17 protein-coding genes are annotated in these 22,105 nt (G+C 68.1%); 6 read left to right on the top strand and 11 right to left on the bottom strand.

The genetic code is table 11. From position 1 onward, the window contains the following. The first annotated feature begins 1 nt into the window (after position 1). Positions 2-805, top strand: a complete 804-nt coding sequence (locus AC1DWT_RS09925) for a sugar phosphate isomerase/epimerase family protein (RefSeq protein WP_072942617.1) — start codon at positions 2-4, stop codon at positions 803-805. 45 nt (positions 806-850) lie between these two features. Here AC1DWT_RS09925 and AC1DWT_RS09920 read toward each other — a convergent pair whose 3' ends face one another. From AC1DWT_RS09920 to AC1DWT_RS09875, 10 genes are all read right to left on the bottom strand, one after another. Further along, positions 851-1,861 (bottom strand): LacI family DNA-binding transcriptional regulator, encoded by a 1,011-nt coding sequence (locus tag AC1DWT_RS09920; RefSeq protein WP_072942619.1) that lies wholly within the window; start codon positions 1,859-1,861, stop codon positions 851-853. A gap of 37 nt (positions 1,862-1,898) precedes the next feature. Next, the gene (locus AC1DWT_RS09915) at positions 1,899-3,332 is read right to left on the bottom strand and encodes an MFS transporter (RefSeq protein ID WP_477920382.1); all 1,434 of its coding nucleotides are present in this window, start codon (positions 3,330-3,332) and stop codon (positions 1,899-1,901) included. A 46-nt stretch (positions 3,333-3,378) separates the two neighbouring features. Then, positions 3,379-4,215, bottom strand: a complete 837-nt coding sequence (locus AC1DWT_RS09910) for an enoyl-CoA hydratase/isomerase family protein (RefSeq protein ID WP_241031411.1) — start codon at positions 4,213-4,215, stop codon at positions 3,379-3,381. Then, the gene (locus AC1DWT_RS09905) at positions 4,212-5,831 is read right to left on the bottom strand and encodes an acyl CoA:acetate/3-ketoacid CoA transferase (protein WP_072942623.1); all 1,620 of its coding nucleotides are present in this window, start codon (positions 5,829-5,831) and stop codon (positions 4,212-4,214) included. The genes AC1DWT_RS09910 and AC1DWT_RS09905 overlap by 4 nt, the downstream gene beginning before the upstream one ends. A gap of 79 nt (positions 5,832-5,910) precedes the next feature. Then, on the bottom strand, positions 5,911-6,957 hold the full coding sequence (locus AC1DWT_RS09900) for a LacI family DNA-binding transcriptional regulator (RefSeq protein ID WP_072942625.1): 1,047 nt from the start codon (positions 6,955-6,957) through the stop codon (positions 5,911-5,913). Positions 6,958-7,358: 401 nt separating this feature from the next. Further along, entirely contained in the window at positions 7,359-8,159 is an 801-nt protein-coding gene (locus AC1DWT_RS09895) for a TetR/AcrR family transcriptional regulator (protein ID WP_174705500.1), read from the bottom strand. Between the two features lie 38 nt (positions 8,160-8,197). Continuing rightward, positions 8,198-9,781: an FAD-dependent monooxygenase gene (locus AC1DWT_RS09890; protein WP_206014118.1), complete on the bottom strand. Its 1,584-nt coding sequence runs from the start codon at positions 9,779-9,781 to the stop codon at positions 8,198-8,200. Positions 9,782-9,939: 158 nt separating this feature from the next. Further along, positions 9,940-11,637, bottom strand: a complete 1,698-nt coding sequence (locus tag AC1DWT_RS09885) for a (2,3-dihydroxybenzoyl)adenylate synthase (protein WP_206014119.1) — start codon at positions 11,635-11,637, stop codon at positions 9,940-9,942. Positions 11,638-11,677: 40 nt separating this feature from the next. Then, positions 11,678-14,002 (bottom strand): hydantoinase B/oxoprolinase family protein, encoded by a 2,325-nt coding sequence (locus AC1DWT_RS09880; RefSeq protein ID WP_206014120.1) that lies wholly within the window; start codon positions 14,000-14,002, stop codon positions 11,678-11,680. Positions 14,003-14,014: 12 nt separating this feature from the next. Further along, positions 14,015-16,117 carry a hydantoinase/oxoprolinase family protein gene (locus tag AC1DWT_RS09875; RefSeq protein WP_072942633.1) on the bottom strand — a complete coding sequence of 701 codons (2,103 nt, stop codon included), beginning with the start codon at positions 16,115-16,117 and terminating at the stop codon, positions 14,015-14,017. A gap of 277 nt (positions 16,118-16,394) precedes the next feature. Between AC1DWT_RS09875 and AC1DWT_RS09870 the strand changes: the two genes are divergently transcribed. From AC1DWT_RS09870 to AC1DWT_RS09850, 5 genes are all read left to right on the top strand, one after another. Then, entirely contained in the window at positions 16,395-17,153 is a 759-nt protein-coding gene (locus AC1DWT_RS09870; RefSeq protein WP_072942635.1) for a maleate cis-trans isomerase family protein, read from the top strand. A gap of 23 nt (positions 17,154-17,176) precedes the next feature. Beyond that, a complete protein-coding gene (locus tag AC1DWT_RS09865; protein ID WP_072942654.1) occupies positions 17,177-17,821 on the top strand; it encodes a VOC family protein in 645 nt (214 codons plus the stop codon). Then, positions 17,818-18,063 (top strand): hypothetical protein, encoded by a 246-nt coding sequence (locus AC1DWT_RS09860; RefSeq protein WP_072942636.1) that lies wholly within the window; start codon positions 17,818-17,820, stop codon positions 18,061-18,063. Before AC1DWT_RS09865 ends, AC1DWT_RS09860 begins: the two co-directional genes overlap by 4 nt. Next, complete coding sequence (locus AC1DWT_RS09855; RefSeq protein ID WP_072942638.1) at positions 18,060-19,295, top strand: alpha/beta hydrolase; 1,236 nt, start codon at positions 18,060-18,062, stop codon at positions 19,293-19,295. Before AC1DWT_RS09860 ends, AC1DWT_RS09855 begins: the two co-directional genes overlap by 4 nt. A 67-nt stretch (positions 19,296-19,362) precedes the next feature. Further along, positions 19,363-20,676, top strand: coding sequence for an MFS transporter (locus AC1DWT_RS09850; protein ID WP_206014121.1), 1,314 nt, complete (start codon positions 19,363-19,365; stop codon positions 20,674-20,676). Positions 20,677-20,860: 184 nt separating this feature from the next. Here AC1DWT_RS09850 and AC1DWT_RS09845 read toward each other — a convergent pair whose 3' ends face one another. After that, on the bottom strand, positions 20,861-21,880 hold the full coding sequence (locus AC1DWT_RS09845; RefSeq protein ID WP_241031412.1) for an AraC family transcriptional regulator: 1,020 nt from the start codon (positions 21,878-21,880) through the stop codon (positions 20,861-20,863). Positions 21,881-22,105: the final 225 nt, after the last annotated feature.

Here is a 22,105-nt window from a genome sequence, read left to right as displayed (position 1 = left end):
CATGGACCTCGCGCGGTGCAGCCTGAATTCCGTCACCGTCAAGGGATCGGGATTCACGGAGGTGGCCGACCTCGCCGAGATGTGGGGGTTCGGCGGCGTCGGCCTGTGGCGGGACGTGCTCGAGGACCTGGACCTGACCGCGGCGGCCACCCGGCTGCGGCAGTCGGGCCTGCGGGTCAGCAGCGTCTGCCGCGGCGGGATGTTCCCGCAACCGACCGCCACGCTGCGGCGAAAGACCATGGACGACAACCGGGTCGCCGTGGATCAGGCGCACGCCCTGGACGCGGAATGCCTCTACCTCGTGTGCGGCGCCGCCTACGGCGACCTCGCAGGCGGCCGCAGGCAGGTCTCGGACGGCATCGCCGAACTCGAGCCCTACGCGCGAGCGGCCGGTGTGCGGCTCGCCGTCGAACCGATGCACCCGATGATGGCGTCGAGCCGATCCGTCATCACGTCGCTGCAGGAGGCGAACGATCTGGTCGAGTCCATCGACTCCGACCTGGTGGGGATCGGGATCGACTCGTATCACGTGTGGTGGGACGCGGCGCTGCCGGAACAGATCGCCCGGGCCGGCGACAAGCTGTTCTCGGTCCAGCTCGCCGACTGGGTGACCCCGATCCACGGGGAGTTGAGCAGCCGCGGCATGCCCGGCGAGGGCTGCATCGACATGACCGGATTCGTCGCCGAGTGCGAGCGCGCCGGTTATCGGGGACTCGTGGAGGTCGAAGTCCTCAGCGACCGCTGGTGGGCCGAGACCGCCCTGGCAGCCACCGAGGCCGCCACCGAAGGCCTCGCCCGCATCTGAGCGTCCGAGCGTCGGCCTCGGGTGAGGCCGGCGCTCGAACCGGTGTCACTTCGCCGGGCCGGTGGAGTCGCGGATCACCATGTCGGCGGACAAAAGCGGGGGCGAGGTGCTGGGTGCGGACGCGAGTGCCGCGTGCATCAAGGCCCACGCCTGGTCGCCGAGCCGGGACTTCGGGCTCACCACGGTCGTCAGGCGAGGGTCGATGTGCCGGGCGACGGCGATGTCGTCGAACCCCGTGACCGAAATGTCTTCGGGCACGGAAAGTCCGAGCCCACGTAGCTTCGAGATCGCCCCGAGGGCCGACAGGTCGTTGAAGCAGATCAGTGCGGTCGGCTCATGGGTGAGCGCCTCGTCGACGGCGGTGTACGCGCCCTCGATGGTGCCGTCCGAGGCCACCTCGACCGCGTCGATCCCGAATGCCCTCGCCATCTCGAGGCCGCGCCACCGTTCCCGGTTCTGCCACGACAGTTCCGATCCCGCGAGGTAGACGACCCGGCGGTGACCGAGCCGGGCCAGGTGCCCGCACAGCTGCATCATGGGGGTGAAGTTGTCGATCGCGACCATGGGCAGGTCGATTCCGCGTTCGATCCGATTCACCAGCACCACCGGAGCCGGCTGCCGGGCCAGTTCCGTCAGTCCCGCCAACGGAATTCGCGAAGACAGCAGAACGAGCCCGTCGACCTGGCCGAGCAGGTCGAGGGCGGTGGCGTATTCGTCGGCCGCCGTACCGGAGTAGTCGGCGACGAGCATCCGGTATCCGTCTTCGGTGGCGCCGTGATGCATCTGCTTGACCACGTCGAAGAAGTACGCGTTCGCCAGGTCGGGCAGGATCACACCGACACTGCGCATCGACCCCAGCACCAGGCCCCGGGCGGCGCTGCTCGGGCGGTAGGACAAGTCGTCGGCGGCCTTGTGCACCCGAGCAGCGAGATCCGGTGTCACAGCGGAGCTTCCACTCAGCACCCGGGAGACAGTCGCGGTCGACACCCCGGCGGCCTTCGCCACCGTGATGATCGTCGGACGACGGCTCGCTGACGCTCGGGTCCGCTGTGCCACCGGATTCCCCTGTTCTTCGACGGGTCGCGTCGTACGGTCAGTTGCGGGCGGCAGAGACCGCGTCGAGGGGGTCGTCGAGGTCGCGGTTGATCGGGTCGGGGGTGATGTACGTCGTGCCGATCGTGATGAGGGTGAGGATGCACAGGTATCCGGCGATGAACACCCACGATCCCAGCCCTGCGCCGGGCACCTCCTTGCCGCCGTCGGCGGCGACGACCATCGCGATGATCCAGGCGCCGATCAGCGGTGCGATGCCGCCGGAGAGTACCGCGGAGACCTCACGGGCCACCGACACGCCGAGGTAGCGCTGACGGGACCCGAACAACTCACTCATGAAGGCGCTCTGGGATCCGAACATGCCCCACGTGCCGATGCCGAGCGCGAGGGAGATCACGACGATCGTCAGCACCACGCTGCCCTGGCTCAGTGCCCACCAGATCGGGAAGGCGGACACCAACTGGAAGTAAGCGAAGGCGCGGTACGTCTTGACCCGGCCGAAACGGTCGGAGAGTTTGCCGGCGATCGGAATGACGATCGATCCGAGGGAGGCGGCGAACACCAGCGAGAGGGCGCCGATGGGGCCCTTGATGCCGACGGCGGCACTGGTCACGTATGCGACGGCGAGGGCCTGGTACATCGAGGAGGACCCGTTCTCGGCGAGCCGCAACCCGATGCCGCGCAGCAGGGAGGGACGCGAGTGCTTCAGCAGGTTGTGCAGCGGACGCTCGTCGATCTGGTCCTTGGCTTCGAGTTTCTTGAACGTCGGCGATTCCTTGAGGTTGACCCGCAGGTACATCGCGACGGCGAGGATGACGACGCTGGCCAGGAACGGCACCCGCCAGAGCCAGGTGTCGGTGATCTCGCTGTGCCCGCGGTAGACGAGGAAGTACACCAGGGCCGCAACGACCGTGCCGACCTGCACACCAAGGAAGGGCAGCGAGGCGTAGAAGCCGCGTTTCTTCGGCGGCGAGTACTCGGTCATCAGGATCGACGCACCAGCCATCTCGGCGCCGGCCCCGAGGCCCTGGGCGATGCGCAGGACGATCAGCAGGATCGGCGCGAGCATTCCGACACCGCCGGAGTACCAGTCGCCCTCGCTGCCGTAGTAGGTCGGCAGCAGACCGATGCAGGTGCTGGCCACACCCATCAGGATGATGGTGGCCATCAGTACGAACTTTCGGCCCAGCCGGTCTCCGAGTCGGCCGAAGAACACCCCACCCAGCGGGCGGACGGCGAAGCCGATGAAGTAGGTAGCGAAGCTGAGCACCAGGCCCGTCGCGGGATTGTCGGTCGGGAAGAACAGGGGCCCGAACACCAGCGCGGACGCCAGGCTGTAGAGGGCGAAGTCGTAGTACTCGAGCGCGCTGCCTGCGGAGGCGCCCCAGGCGGCCTTGCGGACGTCTTCCTTGGTGACCACCGGGACCTGGGTGTCTGCGTCGGGGTCTGCCGCGGGGTGAGGATCAAGGGTCATGGATCTGCCAATCCGTTCGAGGGGATCGCTGCGGGAGGTGCGGGGGTCAGGAGTTCGTGAAGGTGGGGGTGGTCTTGTTCTGGAATGCCGTGACGCCGATCGCGAAATCGTCGGTAGCCGCGGTGAACCCACTGGCGAGCGCCTCGAGGATCGAGGACGGGGCGCCGGCGGCGGCCGCGTCGACGAGTTGCTTGCTCACCTGGACGGCGGTGGGGGCGCCTTCGAGGATGCGGTCGACCATCTCTGTCGTCACCGTGTCGAGGTCGTCACGTTCGGCGACCGCGTTCAGCAAGCCCCACCCGAGGGCGGTGTCGGCGTCGAGTTGGCGGCGGGTGAAGATCAGTTCCTTGGCACGGGCCGCGCCGACCACTGCGGTGAGCCGTTCGGTGCCGCCCCACCCGGGGATGGTGCCGAGGCTGGTTTCCGGCAACCCCAGGCGCGCCGTGCCGGCGCCGACCCGCAGATCGCATGCCAGGGCGAGTTCGAGTCCGCCGCCGACGGCAATCCCGTCGACGACGGCGATCGTCGGCTGACGCAACCGGGCCAGGTAGTTGAATACCCGGTGCCCTTCGGCGATCCACCGCTTCCACATGTGCGCGGGCGTGAAGTGCGCGAACTGAGTGATGTCCGCTCCGACGCAGAATGCCTTCTCGCCCGCGGTCTTCACCACCACCGCCCGGGCGTCGGAGTGCTCGATCGCCCGCAGTTCGGTGTAGAGGTCGTCGAGGAGCTCGAGGGTGAGGGCGTTGAGTTTGCGGGGGCGGTCGATCAGGACGGTCGCCATCCGGCCCTCGTGGGAGTAGCGGACGGTGATCCGGCCGGTGTCGGTGCGGACGTCGGTGGGAGTCATGTGATGGTCCTCGGTCGGGGTGGTTGCGGTCATGCCCACACCGCCTGCACGCGCGGGTGCTCGGGCAGCGGGGCCAGGGTCAGGTTCTGCGGCTGCGGGCGAAACAGCTCGGCCGCCATGGTTTTCAGGTTCGGGTCGACGCGCAGCTCGAACTCGGATTTGTCGAGAACGTCCCGCTGCAGGTCCACACCGGGGGCGATCTCGATGACGGTCAACCCTTCCGGTCGCAGTTCGAGCACTGCCCGCTCGGTGACGTAGAGAACCTTCTGCCCGGTGGCCAGCGCTCGCTTTCCGGAGAAGGTCGGGGAATCGACCTCCTTCACGAATTTGGTGTGCGGGCCGTCGGCCCGGATCTGCAGGGCGCCGTTCTCGATGCCGATGTCGCGGCGGCCTGCCGTGAACGATCCGACGAACACGATGGACGGGGCGGCGGAGGTGATGTCGGCGAACCCGCCGACTCCGGCGGTGACGTGCCTGCGCTTGGGCAGACTGTGCACGTTGACGTTGCCGTGCTGATCGATCTCGAGGAACGACAGCAGGGAGTGCTCGAACCCGCCGCCCTGCAGCAGGGTGAATTGATCCGAACTCTGCATGATCGCATCGGGGTTCTGCGCGACACCGAAGACGAAGTCCAGCAACGGTACTCCGCCGACGGGGCCCTGTTCGATCACCCAGGACACCGCGTCGGCCAATCCCTCCTCGACCAGAACGTGCGGCACCAGCGCGGAGACACCGAAGCCGAGGTTGGCGATCTCCCCGGACTGCAACTCGGCCGCGGCGCGGCGGGCCATGATCTTCTCGAGGGTGAACGGCACCGGCTCGAGGGTGCTCAGCGGACGTCGCATCCCCCCGGAGATTGCCGGGTCGTACTCGGTCTGGGTGGTCTGCAACTGATCCGGCGCCAAGACCAGGGCGTCGACGAGGATTCCGGGCACCTGCACCGCCTGCGGGCTCAGGCTGCCGCCCTCGGCGAGGTACTTGACCTGGGCGATGACGACACCGCCGTTGTTGTGGGCCGCGTAGGCCAGGTCCAGGGCGCCGAGCGGGGACGCCTCCTCCTCGAACGTGAGGTTGCCGTGGGTGTCGGCGGTGGTGGCGCGGATGATCGCCACGTTCGGGACCAGAGCGTCGTAGAACAGCCATTCCTGGCCGTCGAGTTCGTGCACGCGGACGAACGCGTCCGGGGTGACGGTGTTCATCCGGCCGGCGCTGATCCGCGGGTCGACGAAGGTGTCCAGACCGACCTTCGAGAGCACACCCGGCTGCTTCGCGGCGGCGGCCCGGTGCAGCTGATACAGCACCCCGGACGGGAAGTTGTAGGCCTCGATCTCGTTGTTCTCGATCATCTGCCAGATCCGCGGCGGCTCCGCCGACGACGGCCCGGACGGGTACGACCCGGCCACCACCCGGGACAGCAGACCGGGCCGAGCGATGTGGTCGATCCCCTTGATGCCCCACATGTCGCCGGCGGCGATCGGGTGAATGCTGGTCAGGTTCTTCGGCGACCGGGTTTCCTCGTACCGCTGTCCGAGACCGGCGAGCACGGCATCCGGGCAGCCGAGCCCGGACGACGAACTGACGGTGACGATGTCGCCGTCGTGGACGAGGTCGGCGGCCTGGCGGGCGGTGAGTACGCGAGGGGTGTGCATCGGAAAATCTCCTTGAAAGCGCTTACTTGGCGGGTATAGGTGCAGCGGATCCGTGCTGGTCTACGCGGAAGGGGTCGCGCTACGGGCGACGAGGCCGCCAGGCAGCGGTGGAGGCACGCACCCGAAGTGCGGGGGCGACGAGGTGATGGCTGTGCGCGGGCGGGGAGCCGGCACCGTTCGGTGTCAGCGATTGGCCGATCCGGTCGAGGATCAGTTCGCCGCACTTCTCACCGATCTTGGTCGGGAAGGTGGCGACGGTGGTCAGGGGTGGGGTGCGGTGCGCGGATCCGGCGATGTCGTCGAAGCCGCCGACGGCGATGTCGCGGCCGGGTTCGAGTCCCCGGCGGGTGAGTTCGGCGTATACGCCGACGGCGACGATGTCGCTGTACGCCACGATCGCGTCGGGAATCTCGCCGCGGTCGAGAAGCCGGCGGGTGGCGTCGGCGCCGCCGTCCGGGGTGGCCTCCCCGAACAGGCCCTCGGTCGGGGACATGGTCATGTCCGACCCCGCGATCGCGTCGAGGAAGCCGTCCTCGCGCTCGCGGCGAGCCGAGGTGTGCTGAGGACCGCCGACCATGGCCACCGTCCGCACGCCCATTGCCCGCAGATGGCGGCCGAGCAGGCGTCCGGCCTCGACGTTGTCGGCACCGACGTAGTCGTGGCTGAGATGGAAGTGCCGGGCGAGCAGCACCAGCGGGATGCCACTGGACGCGAGTAGTTCGTCGATCTCAGCGGCCTGTGTGTCCCCGGCCGGGAGCAGGATCAGGCCGTCGATGCTGCGTTCGACGAAGCGGTCGAGCAGTCTGCGCTGTCGAGCCGGATCGTCACGGCTGTAGCCGATGAACACCGCGTAGTTGCTGCGATCGGCGACGTCCTCGAGCGTCATCGCGAGTTCGGCGAAGTAGGGGTTCTGCACCTCGGTGACGACCAGCCCCAGGGTCATCGACCGCTGATTGCGCAGCATCGCCGCGTGCCGGTTGTAGACGTAGCCGAGCGCTTTCATCGCCTCCCGAACCTTGCGGGTGGTTTCCGGTGCGACGCTCGGGCTGTCGTTGAGCACCAGGGACGCGGTCGAGCGGGACACTCCGGCATGCCGACTGACGTCGGTGAGGGTGACTCGGCCCATGTCCGGCCCCTTTCTGCTGATCGGTGTGAGCTGCGATACAGACCATACCGCACAACGCTGGATCGATCCAAGAGGCAAATGGACCACGTCAGGCGAAGATATGCCGATTCAGGTCCCCGAAACTGCGGCGATCAGGGAAAACATTGCTGGATCGATCCAAAACATTTTGTCCGGTCCGTTCCGAAAACAAGGGCCCGACGACGAGGGAACTGGGTGTTGGAGCCGACCAGGCGCGCATGACCCAGGCATGTTCCTATCCGGAGGCCTGCACCGCGGCGCGGGCGGAGCAGCGAAATCGACTTCCTCCGAATGCCTTCCGGCGAGACGCTGATGAACCGACTCGGCCACTCGGCCTCACCGCACCGCTCGAAGGCGCAGCGCTCTGCCAGACGGGTCGCTGCTCAGCCGTCCGCGTCGTCGCTCGGGCTTTTCGGCGTGCTCTCGAGTAGTCGTTCGAGGTAGTTGAGGTCCTGCCGGAGCAGTGCGATCGCCCGTGCGGGTCCTTCGAGCCCGGTCGGGGTGGACTCTTCGTGAACGACGGCGCGCAGTGCCATGTCCGCGAGTTGAGCGGCGACGGCGCGGTCGTCGTCCTCTTTCCCCGGCTGGTGCCACCAGGCGATCCAGTTGAGCATGCCGATGATGCCGAGTGCCGAAGTCCGCGGATCGACCGGACGCATCTCGCCGGCTTTGATGCCGTCTTCGATGACGGTGATGAATTCCTTCAGCACGTGCCGTCGGCTCTGCTGGTACCTGCGCGCGATGTCTTCCGGAAGTTCCGCTTCGGATCGGATGATCAGCCTGAACCGGTCGGGGTTCTCACCTTGGTGCATGGCGATGGCGACCGCCATTTCGCGCAGTTTCTCGGTGGGGCCGAGTTCGGTGCGCTCGTTGATCTCGTGCAGCAGGGCGGCGGGAGTCTCGGTGCTCTCGCTGACGAGCCGCGAGAGCAGTTCGTCCTTGTTGGCAACGTAGTGGTAGAGGGCGGGCCGGGTCAGACCGGTGGCGTCGGCGATGTCCTGCAGGGTGGTGCTGGCGAATCCCCGCTCGGCGAACAACCGGGTGGCCTGCTCCATGATCTGCTTCTCGACCAGCTCGCGGCGGGGATTGCGACCGGCTGCGCTGTCCTCGGAGGGCTGCGCTGCCGGGCCTGCCGATGCCTTGCCGCGGCCTCGCCGGCTGGGCGTGGCCTGCTCACGTGTCATGTCCGAAGGATAGTGGGAGCCGGAAGCGGTCCGCGCGGTCATGTCGGCGCTCCGGTGCCGGACATGATCGGCTCGGGTTCCGCGGACGCCGGTTCGGTGAAGAACGCGAGGTGCGCTCGTGCGCTCGCCAGGCCGGCCGCCACATCGGCGCGGTGGGTCTCGGGGGCCTCGACGACGACGGTCGCCGAAGTGGCCCGGAGTAGACGTTCGGCGAGGTCGAGGCGGTTCAGCACGGCGGCGCGGGAGTCCGGTCCGGTGAGCCAGAGGATCTCCGCCTGCGGTGCGTTGTCGACGACGGTGTCGGCCTCTGCGTCCCAGGCGGCGGTCGATACGACGTCGAGCTTCGCCGTCGTGGGTGCGTCGCGCAGGTCTGCCGGCGCGATCCTGGTGGCGAAGTCCGCACCGTGGTAGGCCAGTGGTTGTGCGAGGATCCAGTCCGTGATGTCGGTGGGGGACACGGTGCCGGCGGGCCGGCTCGCGTAACTCGCGAGGCCCTGGGACACGACGGTCGGCGCCGACTCGGCGAACCGGTCCAGACCGACCTTTCCCGCCCGGGTCATGTACGCGATCATCAGCTGGTCGACGGGCAGGTCCATGCGCTGCGGGAACGATTCCCACCAGAGTTCGCTGCGGTGGGCGATCTGCTGAAGGTGTTCGACGGCGGGGCGACGGATCCGCTCGTATTCGGTGAGGGCATCGTCGAGGTTCGCCGCGCTCGTCAGGGCGTGGTCGAGCGCGATGGCGTCCTCCATCGCGAGTTTGGTGCCGGACCCGATCGAGTAGTGCGCGGTATGGGCGGCGTCGCCGAGGAGCACGACGTTGCCACTGTGCCAGCGCGTGCAGCCGACGGTGCGGAACCGCATCCACTTCGTGCGGTTTCCGATGAGCCGATGATGCTGCAGGGTCTCCGCGAACGCGTCCTGGAGGTACTGCAGTGAGACCTCGTCGCTGTCCTGGGGTGCGGTGCGATCGGTGGACGCGTCGAATCCGGCTCGCCGCCAGGTGGCTTCATCGGTTTCGATGAGGAAGGTGCTGCGGTCCGCCGCGTACGGGTAGGCGTGGGCGACGAACGTGCCGTGTTCGGTGATGACCGGGACGAAGATGGCGCTGGGGAGAGCGAAGTCGGTCCCGCACCACAGATACAGTCCGGCACCGGTGTCGATTCGCGGTTCGAACTCGTCGGTGAGCTGCGTGCGGGTGGCGCTGTTGATCCCGTCCGCCGCGATGACGAGGTCCGCGTCGAGATCTGCGGCCTCGCGCCGTTCGCCGAAGCGCAGGTGCACGCCGGCATCCTGGGCGTGCTGTTGCAGCACCGCGAGCAGCGTCGTGCGCGCGATCGCGAGGAGATCGCCGTGCGCGAGCCGGGCGACCTCGCTCCCGACCTGCATCGACATCTCGTGCGGGTGAGCGGCGGCCACGATCGCGTCCAGCGACGCGGCGTCGGCGTCACGGAGGTTGCGCTGGGTTCGGGAAGCCAGACCGACACCGAATCCGAATGTCGTGTCCGGAGAACTCTGTTCGTAGACGGTCACTTCGGCGTCCGGGTGGCTTCGCTTGAGCAGTCTCGCGGCGTAGAGACCGCCGGGGCCGCCGCCGATCACTGCGACTCGCTCGAGGTTCATGGGCTGACTCCAGTCTGTGTGACGTTTGTGTTGATTATTCTACGTATATGTCGATTGGTCAATCCAGTGGCGACGAATAGGGGTGAACGACTTTCGGGGCACACCTGTGCAGGCATGCCCCGAAAGTGTTGATCCGCAGTCGATTCGCGCTGCGGTCCCTACACGACCGCGCGGGGCGCGTCCGCCTCGGCGAGGAGTTTCGCCGCGATCTCGGCACGCAACCGCTTCTTGTCGATCTTGTTCACGTTCGTGTGGGGCAGGGTGGGTACCCACTCGAGTCGTTCCGGCCACTTGAACTTGGCGACGCCGAGTTTCGCGAGGTGCTCCTGAATCTCGGTGAGCGGCAAACCTTCCCCGTCCCTGGCGATCAGATACGCACACGTCTTCTCCCCGAGGCGGGGATCGGGCATGGCGACGACCGCGGCATCCGCGATGCCGGAATGCTCGAGAAGGAGTAGTTCGAGTTCCTCGGCGTTGACCTTCTCACCGCCCCGGTTGATGAGGTCCTTGATGCGGCCCTCGATCGACAGATAGCGCCCGCCGTCGATGACGGTGATCGCGGCGAGGTCTCCGGTGCGGTAGAAGCCGTCGGGAGTGAAGGCGGCCGCGTTGTGGTCGGCCGCGTCGAAATAGCCGGGAATGGTGTACGGCCCACGGCAACACAATTCACCCACCTCACCGTCGGCGAGTTCCCTCTCGCCGCCGGGTTCGAGGATGCGAATTTCGTCGTCGGAGGCGATCGGTGTGCCCACCGTGGTCAGGCGGGCCCGCGCGGGGGAGTCGAGCGGGGTCACCGTGAACAGTCCCTCGGACATCCCGAACAACTGCCCCGCCCAGTGGCCGGCACCGTCGTCGACGCGGTCGAACAATTCGGCGGGGACCTTGGCACCGGACAGGACGACGCGACGCAGCGTTTCCCGTGCCTTGTCGAAGTCCGGGCCCAGCACCGCCTGGTAGTGGCCGTGTCCGATGAGGACTTCGGTCGCCTGCGCCTTCGCCATCAACTCGAAGGCCGTCGGCGCATCGGCGGTGGCCAGCACCAGGCAGGCACCGACCGAGTGCGCCGCGTGCAGCCCACACGAGATTCCGGCGTTGTGGATGATCGGGATCAGGTGCGCCACCCGGCTGTCCTGGTCCCATCCGAGCCGCTGCGCGTACATCCGGGCGTTGTTCCAGTACTCGGCGTGGATCCGCGGAATGACCTTGGGGACACCGGTGGTGCCGCCGGACAGCTGGAACGCGGCGACGTCGAGCGGATCGGTGTGCGCCTCGATCTCCTCGACGGCGGCCCGGGCCGCACCGGGATCGGTGCCGGCTCCGAGATCCTCGAGTCGAATCACGTCCGGCCCGCCGGAGCCCGCCCCGTCCCCGACGGTGATGACGTGCCGGATGCTGGGGTGGCCGTCGGCGTGCTCACGGGCGAAGTCGACGAGGTCGAACGTGGGCAGTCCGGCCTCCACGACGTGGGCGACGGCGCCGACCGTGCGGCTCACGTGCCCGATCTCGTGCATGCGGTGCGCGGCCAGGGTGGCCACCGGGACCAGCCCGGCCTTGATGCATCCGTACCACGCAAGGACCGTCTCGAGCCGATTGGTCAGCTGAAAGATCACCGGATCCAGTCGGCGGAGTCCGAGCCCGATCAGCCCGGCCGCGATCTCGTCGGTGCGCCTGTCCAGCTCGGCGAAGCTCATCGAGCCTTCCGCGCTGATCACCGCCGGCCGATCCGGGAACCGGATGGCGACCTGATGCAGCCGCCGCCCGGTGGGGTCGTCGCTCCACGCCCCGCTGTCGCGATAGCGGGCGGCCCGGTCGCCGGGGAACGTGACGAGGCGTCCGCCCCAGTCCGAGAATGTCACCGCGGTCCTCCTTCCCTCCATTGTGCGATTACCCGGAAAGTCACCGCTCCGCCACCGCGGGCAGGAGCCGGGCCACATCGAGGGCGTGATCGGGGTGATCGGCGGGCACGATGCCGGAGTAGACGGCCGTCCAGCAACCGGGGCAGCACAACTGCCGGAAGACGACCGGGGCGTCCACGTACTCTGCCGGATCGGACGTGACCTGCGGCCCGGCCGTCGACGACGGGCCCTCGAACCGCGCCAGATCGAGGGAGGTGCTGTTCTTCTCGTCGCCGAGGAGGCGTCCGCACTGGGCGCACGCGATCACCCGGGTGTCTCCGACGGTGACCTCGGCCAGGTTGTCGTCGAGCCTGCGCGCCCCGGCGAGGTCGACCACGGGGGCGTCCGGCAGGGTTCCTCCGGAGCGATTCCGGCGCTCTGTGCGCATCGCGTCCCGCCGATCCGAGGTCCGGATCTCATCGGCGTCACCGTCGGCGAGGACGACACCGTAGACGGTCTCGGCACCGTGCTCGGTGACCTTGCCCTCGCGGACGTCGGCGGCCACCGCGACCGGATCGCGCAGCAGGGGGTCACCGTATCCGCCGCCGCCCTGCCAGTGCATGTAGAGCACTTCGCCCGGGGCGACATAGCTTTCGGCGTAGCAGGCACCGAATTCGCGACCGCCGCCGAGGTCGTCCAGCGAGCCCGGGATGCGGCCGGCAGCGAACTGCTCGACCACGCCGGTGTCGCGGGCGAGGACTTCCACCCCGGTGTTGCCGGGGTAACCGCCTGCGAGTCCGTTGTTCTGGGCGACGGCCTTGCCCGCGGACGCCAGGACCAATCCCATCGGCAGGCTGGTGCCGTACGGGGTGACGGCGATCGAGGCACTCACACCGCCGCGCTGGCGTCCCGGCCCGCCGGAGTCGGGTTCCTCCCGGCGCCACAGCGTCAGCAGCGGGTAGAGGAATTCGGTCATCTCGGTGTCCGGGATCCGGCCCATCGGGATGCAGAACAGGCCACCGGTGTCCATGCCGTCGGCGGTCGGGCGGGCCCCGTACCCACCGGACATGGGTTCCATCATGATGTTCAGGAACGGCACCGACTGCTCGGGCCGCTCGTCGAGACCGGCGATCACCGCGGTGTCCCACGTGCCGCAGCACGCGGCCTGAACGCTCTTGCCGAGATCGACGGAACGGTCGAGCATCTGGGACAGGCACTCGGCGATCAGCGTGCCCGTCAGCCAGGCCGGTCCGATCGGACCGCGGCTGACCGCGGCGGGGAACGTGGCGTTGTTGATCGTGCCCTCTTCGGAGACCAGATCGAAGCAGCGCATCAGCCCGCCTGCGGACCACGGGATGTCACCCGCGAGGATCGGCAGGAGGGCGAGCATCACGCCGCCGCGCATGCCGGCGTACGTGCAGTTGATGACACCGGTCTGCGGATCGGTGCCGGTGAAGTCGAAGGTGAGATGGTCCGCGGTCTTCGTCATCGCCACGGTGATCTTGTGGATTCCGCGGTCACCGGTGTGGGACTGGTCCTGGTAGCCGGTGGCCTTCCACGTGCCGTCCGGCAACGAGTCGAGTTTGCCGCGCAGACGCCCCTCGGCGTCCGCCATCATCCGCTTCATCACGGCCTTGACGGTGTCGGCGCCGTACTGCTCGATCACCGCGAGCAGACGGTTGCGGCCGACGGTGTTGGCGCCGATCTTCGCGCGCAGGTCGAGGCCGACGAGCATCGGCACCCGCGACCGCCGCACCCAGGCGTCGGCGACGTCGCGCTGCAGTTCGTAGTCGCGGACCACCTTGATCGGCGGGGTGGGCAACGACTCGGAGAAGACGTCCTTCGCCGACGGGTCGAACGAACCGAGCCCGGACCCGCCGAGGTCGGGTTCGTGGCAGATGGCGCTGGTCCACCCGAACAGCTTGCCGTCGTAGAAGACCGGCTGGTAGACGATCACGTCGCTCTGGTGCAGGCCGCCCCCGACCCAGGGGTCGTTGCACAGGAACATGTCGCCCTCGGTGATGCCCGGGTTGGTGGCGCGGTGCCGGAGGGTCCAGTAGATGGCGAGGTCGACGGCGCCGACGAGCATCGTGTTGTACAGACCGACCTGGACTTCCTGGCCGATCTCGTCGCTGATCGCGAAGTCGAAGTCGTTCGCGTCGGTGACGATGGGGGAGCCGGACATCCGCTTGAGGGCCTCGCCCATCTCGTCGGTGACCGACCACAGCCGGTGCCGGATGACCTCGTAGGTCAGCGGGTCGAGTTCGTCGATCTGCTCCTGGGTGACGCTGTGGACGGGCAGCGACGGCGGCAGTGAGCGTGAGAGTTCGTCGGGGTCGATCGGTCGGCTCGAGAAAATTTCGGCGCCGGGGATTTGCATGGTCATCTTCGGGTGCTCCTACTGGGCGACGATGTTGAGGTTGCCGAGGCGGTCGACGGTGCCGGTGGTCTCGTGCGGGACGACGACCGTCGTGGTGGGGACCTCGACGATCGCGGGGCCCTGGAGGACGTGTCCGGCGAGCAGTTTGCTGTAGTCGTAGACGTCGGTGTCGGTGTAGCCGATCCGCCCGTCCAGGCACACCTTGCGGGTGCCGATCTTTGCGGCGGACGCGTCGGCCGAGTCCGCGGATTTCAGTTCGGGCAGGGTGGGGGAGAAGGGCAGGACGCCGGTGACGCGCACCCGGTAGGTGATCGCCTGGATCCCGGCCTCCCGGAATCCGCTGTCCTGTCCGTAGAGTTCGGCGTAGCGCTGCTCGAACAGGTCCGACGCCCGGGCGACTCCCTCGGCGTCGAGGCTTCCGGCCGGCACCGGTGTCGCCACCTCCGCCAGCTGCATGGTGTAGCGCATGTCGATCTCCCGTTCGACCTCCACGCCGGTGAACTTCAGCCCCTGCCGGTCGAGCGCTGCCCGGACCTGGTGCTCGAGCTGGTCGAAGTTGCGTTCGGCCCGGACGGGATCGAGTGGCATCGCGGCCGGGTCCGACAGCTCGGCGGCGAGCACGATGTTCGACGACGCCAGACCGTAGGCGGAGAACGCGGAGGCCACCTGGCCGAGCGGGACGACGACCTCGCGGACCCCGACCTCGCGGGCGTAGGCGGCGCAGTGCGCTGGGCCGGCACCGCCGAATGCGTAGAGCACGAAGTCGCGAGGATCGTGTCCGGCCTCGACCACGGTCTTGCGGAGCAGGTCACCGGTCTGGGCGTTCTGCACCGCGTAGATCGCGGCGGCGGCGTCCTCGATCGACAGGCCCAGGGGTTCGGCGATCCTGGTGCGGATCGCTTCCCGTGCGAGTTCTTTGTCGAGTGGTTTGCGGCCACCGAGAAGGCCGCGTTCGGGCAGGATCCCGAGCACCAGGTTCGCGTCGGCGTTGGTGGGTTCGGTGCCGCCCTGCCCGTAGCAGGCAGGCCCGGGCACGGCCTGCGCGCTGTGCGGGCCGATCTGCAGGTTGCCGCCCTGGTCGACCCAGGCGATCGCGCCGCCGCCGGATCCGATGGCGTGCACCTCGAGGGTGGGGACGTTGATCGGGTGATGGTTGATGATCGTGCTGGACGCGCGCACGGGCTCACCGTCGACGACGAGTCCGACGAGGAAGGTGGTGCCGCCGACGTCGGTGGCGATGATGTTGCGGTGCCCGAGCTGGGTGCCGAGCGACACCGCTCCGACGACGCCGCCGGTGAGCACCGATCCGACGGTGCTGATCGCGTTCTTCGGCGCCTCGGCGGCGGCGACGGCGCCGCCGTTGCTCTGCATCACCAGCAGCGGTCCGGCGAGCTTCCGGTCACGCAGCTTCGTCTCCAGTTCGCCGAGGTAGTCCCGCAGCCCGGGGCCGATCTGGGTGCTCATGATGGTGGTCGCGTTGCGGGCGAACTCGCGGATACGCGGGCTCACCTCACTCGACAGGGACACGAACATCGTCGGGTCGATCTCGTGGACGAGTTCGCGGATCCGCTGCTCGTGCGCCGGGTTGCGGAACGACCAGAGCAGCGAGACCGCGATGCCCGACACCCCGTCGTCGACGAGGGCGTGAATCGCCTCGCGGGCGGAATCCTCGTCCAGTGCCACGACGATGTTGCCGTCGCGGTCCAGGCGCTCCGTCACTTCCAGGGCATGCTTCTTCGGCACCAGGCCGTGAGACTTGCTCTGCCCCATCACGTTCTGCAGCTGCTCCGGGGAGCTGCCCAGATACCGCCCCTCGACGTTCATGATGTAGATCGAGTCGCGGTGTCCCTTGGTGGTGAGGAACCCGACCGGCGGCACGTTCCCCATGACCAGGGCATTGAGCGAGGACGTGGTCCCGTGCGCGATGTGGTGTGTGTTCGCCAGCATCTCCTCGACCGGACACCCCAGTTGCTCGGCGAGCACGTCGAGGACGTCGATCACGCCCTGCGAATAGTCCGGCGGGGTCGAGGGAGCCTTCGCGGCGAGAACTGTGCCGGCATTGTCGTCCAATACCGCATCCGTGAACGTGCCACCGACGTCCACTCCGATCACATATGCCATTACCTCTGCGCTCCTTCGAAATGAGGTGGAAGTTCCCGACCGGTGCGAGGTCGTCCTCCAACACCGTCTTACGTCAATGTCGAGTATTCGACGTGTCTGATGACATGTCAAGAGCGGGCTGTGAGAGCAGTCACGTCCTGGGCGCTGCCTGCGGGCCCGGACGTGGGGGCTTGACGAATTGTCGCGAACGTCGAATACTCGGCATGAGCGTAAATCACCGCGCGCCGGGGTGCTCACTCCCCCGCTTCGCGACAAATCGACATCAGAAGGGCACACCATGGGGATTCATCGCATCGGACTCGTCGTCCCGAGTTCCAATGTGACCGTCGAGACGGAGATGCCGGCGCTGCTCGGTCAGCACGCCGACGCACAGTTCTCGTTCCACTCGAGCCGGATGCGCATGCAGGCCGTCTCGCCCGAGCAACTGCGGGCGATGAATGCCCAGCGTGAGCGGTGCATTCTCGAACTCGGCGACGCCGGAGTCGACGCCGTCCTCTACGCCTGCCTGGTCGCGCTGATGTCGGTCGGACCGGGTGAGCATCAGCGCGTCGAAGGGCTGGTCGCCGAACAACTCGCCACCGGCGGCTCCGAGGCGGCGGTCCGCTCGAGTGCCGGCGCGCTGATCGAAGCGCTCCGGGCGATCGGGGCCGAGCGCATCGCGCTCGTCACCCCCTACCTGCGCCCCCTCGCGGAGCAGGTCGTCGCGTATATCGAGGCCGAAGGCATCCAGGTCCACGACTGGCGCGCACTCGAGGTCGCCGACAACGCCGAGGTCGGATGCATCCCCGGCGACCGGGTGATGGACGCCGCCCGATCCCTGGACCTGCAGGGCGTGGACGCACTCGTGATCTCCGCCTGCGTGCAGATGCCCTCGCTTCCCCTGGTGCAGGCCGCCGAGGACGAGTTCGGGTTGCCCGTCCTCTCCGCCGCCACCGCCGGCGCCTACAGCCTGCTGCGCGCCCTCGACCTCACCGTCGACATCCCCGGCGCCGGCAGTCTGCTCCGCGCCGACGCACCGGCCGCCGCCCGTCAGTAACCCCGAACCCCTTGGAGTTCACCATGTCCGAACTGCAGCACACCGTCAAAGGCGTCGATCACGTCGCCTATCCGACCTTCGATCCGGCCGGCACCGTCAAGTTCTACCGCGACGTGCTCGGGTTCCCGGTCGTCCACTCGATCTGCGCGGCCGGGTGGGGACCGGAGAAGCACCCCGACTTCATCCACTTCTTCTTCGACATCGGCAACGACGACCGGCTGGCCTTCTTCTACTACTTCGGTCTCGAACCCTTCGACGGCGGACCGCAGGGTGACTCGTACTCCCGCTTCGCCGAGGACGTCCCGATCTTCTTCATCCGCTCCCGGCACCTCGCCATCCACGTCGACAGCGAGGACGACCTGATGGAATACCGCCACCGCCTCGACGGCAGCGCGTGGCCGGTGGAGATGCAGATCCAGCACGAGACGATCGAGTCGATCTACACCCACGACCCCAACGGCTACATGATCGAGATCACCCGGGCGCTGCGCCCGGTCACCCCGCAGGAAGACCTCGACGCCAACCTCACCATCGACGCCCTCGTCGACGTGGTGACCGGGCCCGACCCCAGCATGGACGCCCTGCTGACCCGCAAGGCAGAACTGATCACCGAACGCGCCGCCGCCTGGCAACAGCAACAGGAATCGAAGGAGATGGCGACCCGATGACCACCCTGTTCGTCCTCGACGTCCCCGAGAACACTGCGGTCGCGGAGGTCGCGGGCCGTGATCCGGCGGTCACCGTCGACCACGTCGGACCCTACTTCCGGATCGTGTCCGACTCCGACATCGTCATCGACCGGCGGACCACCGGCTGCCGTCACGCCGTCTGGTACAGCAGCGTCGCCGGACTGGCGCAGTCCCGGATCACCCAGTGGGACAAGGACGCCATGCGGATCGAGCCGCGATGAGCGCGGACACCCGGCGGCTCGGCGCCGGCCGGTACATCGACGCCGCGCAGGCGCCGGACAGCACCGTCACGTCGGTGCACGAACTCGCGACCGCGGACGGGGCGAAAATCACCGGTGTGCTGCGGGTCGTCCCCGGCGCCCGTACCGTCGTCGCACTCATGCACCCCCGCCAGGACCTGACGCACCACGTGCTGGTGCCCGAACTGCTCGCCCGCGGTTACGCGGTGTGGACGCAGGGCACCCGCTCGGTCAACAACGACGTCGCCCTGGTGCACGAGCAGGCTCTGCTCGATGCGGCGGCCGGTCAGGTCTTCTTGCGCGAGAAGAGTTTCGAGCACGTCGTCACCCTGGGGCACTCGGGCGGCGGCACCTTGTTCGCGTTCTATCACCAGCAGGCCGGTCTGCCCGGGGCGGAGCGGTTGGCCCACACTCCCGCCGGACGACCGATCGATCTGGCCGGGGCACAGATGCCGCTGCCCGACGGCGCGGTGTTCATGGCCCCGCACCCCGGGCAGGGCGCCCTGCTGCTCCGATTGATCGACCCGTCCGTCGTCGACGAATCCGATCCGTTGACGGCCGATCCCGAGCTGAATCCGTTCGATCCGGCCAACGGATTCGCCGAACCCCCACACAGTTCGGCGTATGCACCCGAGTTCGTCACCCGCTACCGGGCAGCGCAGCACGACCGCGTCGCCCGCCTCGACGAGATCGCCCGGCAGCGTGTCGACGAGGCCGCCGACGCGCGTCGCCGGTACAGGGGCACCGCCGAACCGGCCGACCGACGCGCCGCGCTCGTGCCCCGCGTCCTCACCGTCTACCGCACCGACGCGGACCTGCGGTTCACCGACCTGTCCCTGAGCCCCAACGAGCGCCCCTACGGGTCACTGTTCGGTCGGCGGCCGGACCTGACCAACTACGGACTCGTCGGCTTCGGCCGCTTCGCCACCCCCGATGCCTGGCTGTCGACGTGGTCCGGGCTCAGCACCAACGCCGACTTCCTGCGCTGCGCGCCCGCCGTGACCGCCCCCGCCCTGTTCGTCGAACTCACCGCCGACCAGGCCTGCTTCCCCGACGACGCCAAAACCATGTGCGATGCCCTCGGGTCGGCGGACAAGACCCACGTCCGGGTCGCCGGCACCCACTTCGGCGGACCCATCGCCGAGGGCGCACCCACCGGGGCAGCCCTCGCCGCGGCCGACATCGGCGCCTGGCTGTCCGACCGATTCTCCTGACCCCCTTTACATCCGGGCACCCGATACCGCGCCGCGGTCGTCGGGCGCCCGGTCGAGCGGAGTACACATGACTGCCCGCCCCACCACCGCCCCCGTCATCGGTCTCTGCCTGATGGCGCTGGTCCTCGAGGGGTACGACCTGCTGATGTACGGCACCGTCGTTCCCTCCCTCCTCGCGTACGCGCCCTGGCAACTCGACGCCACCGACGTCGGCATGCTCGGCTCCCTCACCGGCGTGGGAATGCTCGTCGGCGCGCTGGTCGCCGCCGGCGTCGCCGACCGCTGGGGCCGCCGCCGCACCCTCCTCGCCGCGGTCCTGGTGTTCTCCGCCGCGATGGGTGTCTGCGCACTCGCGCCCACCCCGGCGGTATTCGGTGTCGGCCGGATGGCGGTCGGAGTCGGCGCCGGCGTCCTCATGCCGACCGCTGCCTCCACCTTGATCGAGTTCTCCCACAGTCGAACCCGGGCACGCTCGGTCGCGATGGGATTCGTCGGCACCAGCATCGGCGGAATTCTGGCCGGTGTGCTGTCGCTGTGGCTCGTGCCCACGTTCGGTTTCCGGGCGATGTTCGTGGCCGGGCTGGTTCCGGCACTGCTGTTCCTGCCCCTGATGCTCCGGTATCTCCCCGAATCGCCCGCATACCTGACCGCCCGCGGCCGCACCACCGCGGCCACGGCGATCGCCGCCCGGTACGGGCTCGAACCCGAGCCCGCCACCTCGACCGGTCCGCACTCCGAACGCCGACTGCGTGCACTGTTCGGCAGCGAACGGACGACCGCGACACTGTTGTTCTGGGGCATGACCCTCGTGTGTCTGCTGGTGCTCTTCGGTGTCGCGACGTGGCTGCCCGCCCTGATGAAGTCGGCCGGATATCCACTGGGGGCCGCGCTGTCCTTCCTGCTGACCCTGAACGTCGGCGGCGCAGTCGGAGCCCTCGGCGGCGCCGCACTCGCCGACCGGTACGGGATCAAACCCGTCACCGCACTCGGATTCCTCTGCGCCGCAGTCTCACTGATCCTGATCGCCACCGGTCCGCCCATCGCCGTCGTCTACCTGCTGGTGCTGCTCGCCGGCGTCGGCACCACCGGAACCCAGATCCTGCTCAACACGTTCATCGGCGGTCACTACCCCGCGGCATGCCGGACGACCGGCATCGGAATGGCACTCGGAGTCGGACGCATCGGGGCGATCATCGGACCGACGTACGGCGGCTTCTTCGTCGCCGTCGGAGCGGGCACCACCTGGCAGCTGCTGGCCTTCGCCGCCCCGGCCGTCGTGGGCGCAGCACTGGCCGCACTCGTACCACTGCGAAGGGACGACGTGAACCCGACACCGGCCGTGTCGGCCACCGACCCCACCGACCGGGAAGCTGTGCGATGACCCTCGGCGCAATTTCCGGATTCGTTGCCGCGCAACATGGTTGGCGACTGATGCGATCCATCGAACCCGTCAGTTCGAGCACGAAGCCGCCACGCCATTCAAGTCGGAAGATGACAGGGCTTGTCCGCAATTTCGCTCGAAACTGAGGGATTCCCTGAGTTCCGACTGGAAATCCGCGTGGTGTTCATCGGCGCAGTGTGTGGGAGGGCGGTTCGCCGAACTTTTGCTGGTAGAACCGGGCGAACCGGCCGAGGTGGTTGAAACCCCATCGGTAGGCGATGTCGCTGACGGTGGCCGTGTCGTCGGTGGCGGTCAGAAGGTCGGACCGCACGCGTTCGAGGCGGACACTGCGCACGTACACCGAGGGGCTCATGTCGTATCGGTCCCGGAAGAGTTTTTGTAATTGGCGTGCGCCCACACCGGATACGCGAGCCAGGTCGGTGATGGTGTGCTGGGCGCCGGGGGTGCTCTCGATCAGTTCGACGACCTTCTGCAATGCCCTCGGATTCTCCGGGGTGTCGTCGGCGTGGAGTGCTTCGGTCAGGGAGTGGCTGTGGTTGAGCAGCAGCCCGGTGATGAGGGCGCGTTCGAGGAGGTCGACCTGGGCGGCGAGGACCCGACGGGGGATCGGGCCGGGGTCGTTGATGGTGTCGACGAGAATCTGCAGTGTCGACCACCACCGGCGTCCCGGTGGTGTGGTCAGGTCGAGACCGATGTCGAACTTCACTCGCCGATCGAGGGGCCGCCCCAGGATGTGGGTGAGTTCGGTTTCGAGTGTTCCGCGGTCGATCTTGATGCAGATCTGGGTGGCGTCTGCGCTCCACGAGGGCAGGATGGTGTGCTCGTTCGGGGTGAAGACGGCGGCATGTCCTGGGGTAGCGATGGTCTGCTGCGCACCGCATCGGGAATCCACTGCCCCGGACAGGGGGATGTTGATGTGGTAGCCGCCCACATCGCCGGGGTCGATGAGTACCTCGGCGCCGAAGTGCACGATTCCCAGGGTGAGGTGGCTCAGTCGCACGGCGGAGAGCCGGGCGTGCGTCAGGTGTGTATGCGGCCTGACCAGGTCGAGGCGAGCGGGGTAGAAAACACTGTTGACGCCGGCCCGGTAGACGTCGAGATCGTCCGATCGGTACACCGTGCCGCCCGGCAGCTCGACCGGGAAGACCTGCGCCGTGTCCGGTGGGTCCTGAGGATCGATCACACGCATTACGTCCTTTTCTCACTGTTCGAGCACCCTCGGCGCCGGGTTCCGAAGGCGTCCGCGTCGGCACCTGGGTGTGGGTTCGCAAAGCGGCCAGGCCCTCTCCGAAAGGGGATTTCCGCCCGCCGCACACACCTCTACCGTCGGATTTAGCACGACAGAGTGACCTACGCAACAGACCTTCTTGCGTGGTGTTGCGAGCCACCCCACCGAGGAGCACTCACA

It is taken from the genome of Rhodococcus sp. P4_B6 (assembly GCF_056402215.1).
Note: the sequence above shows the minus strand (reverse complement) of the source record. Positions and strands in the feature narration are given on the sequence as shown.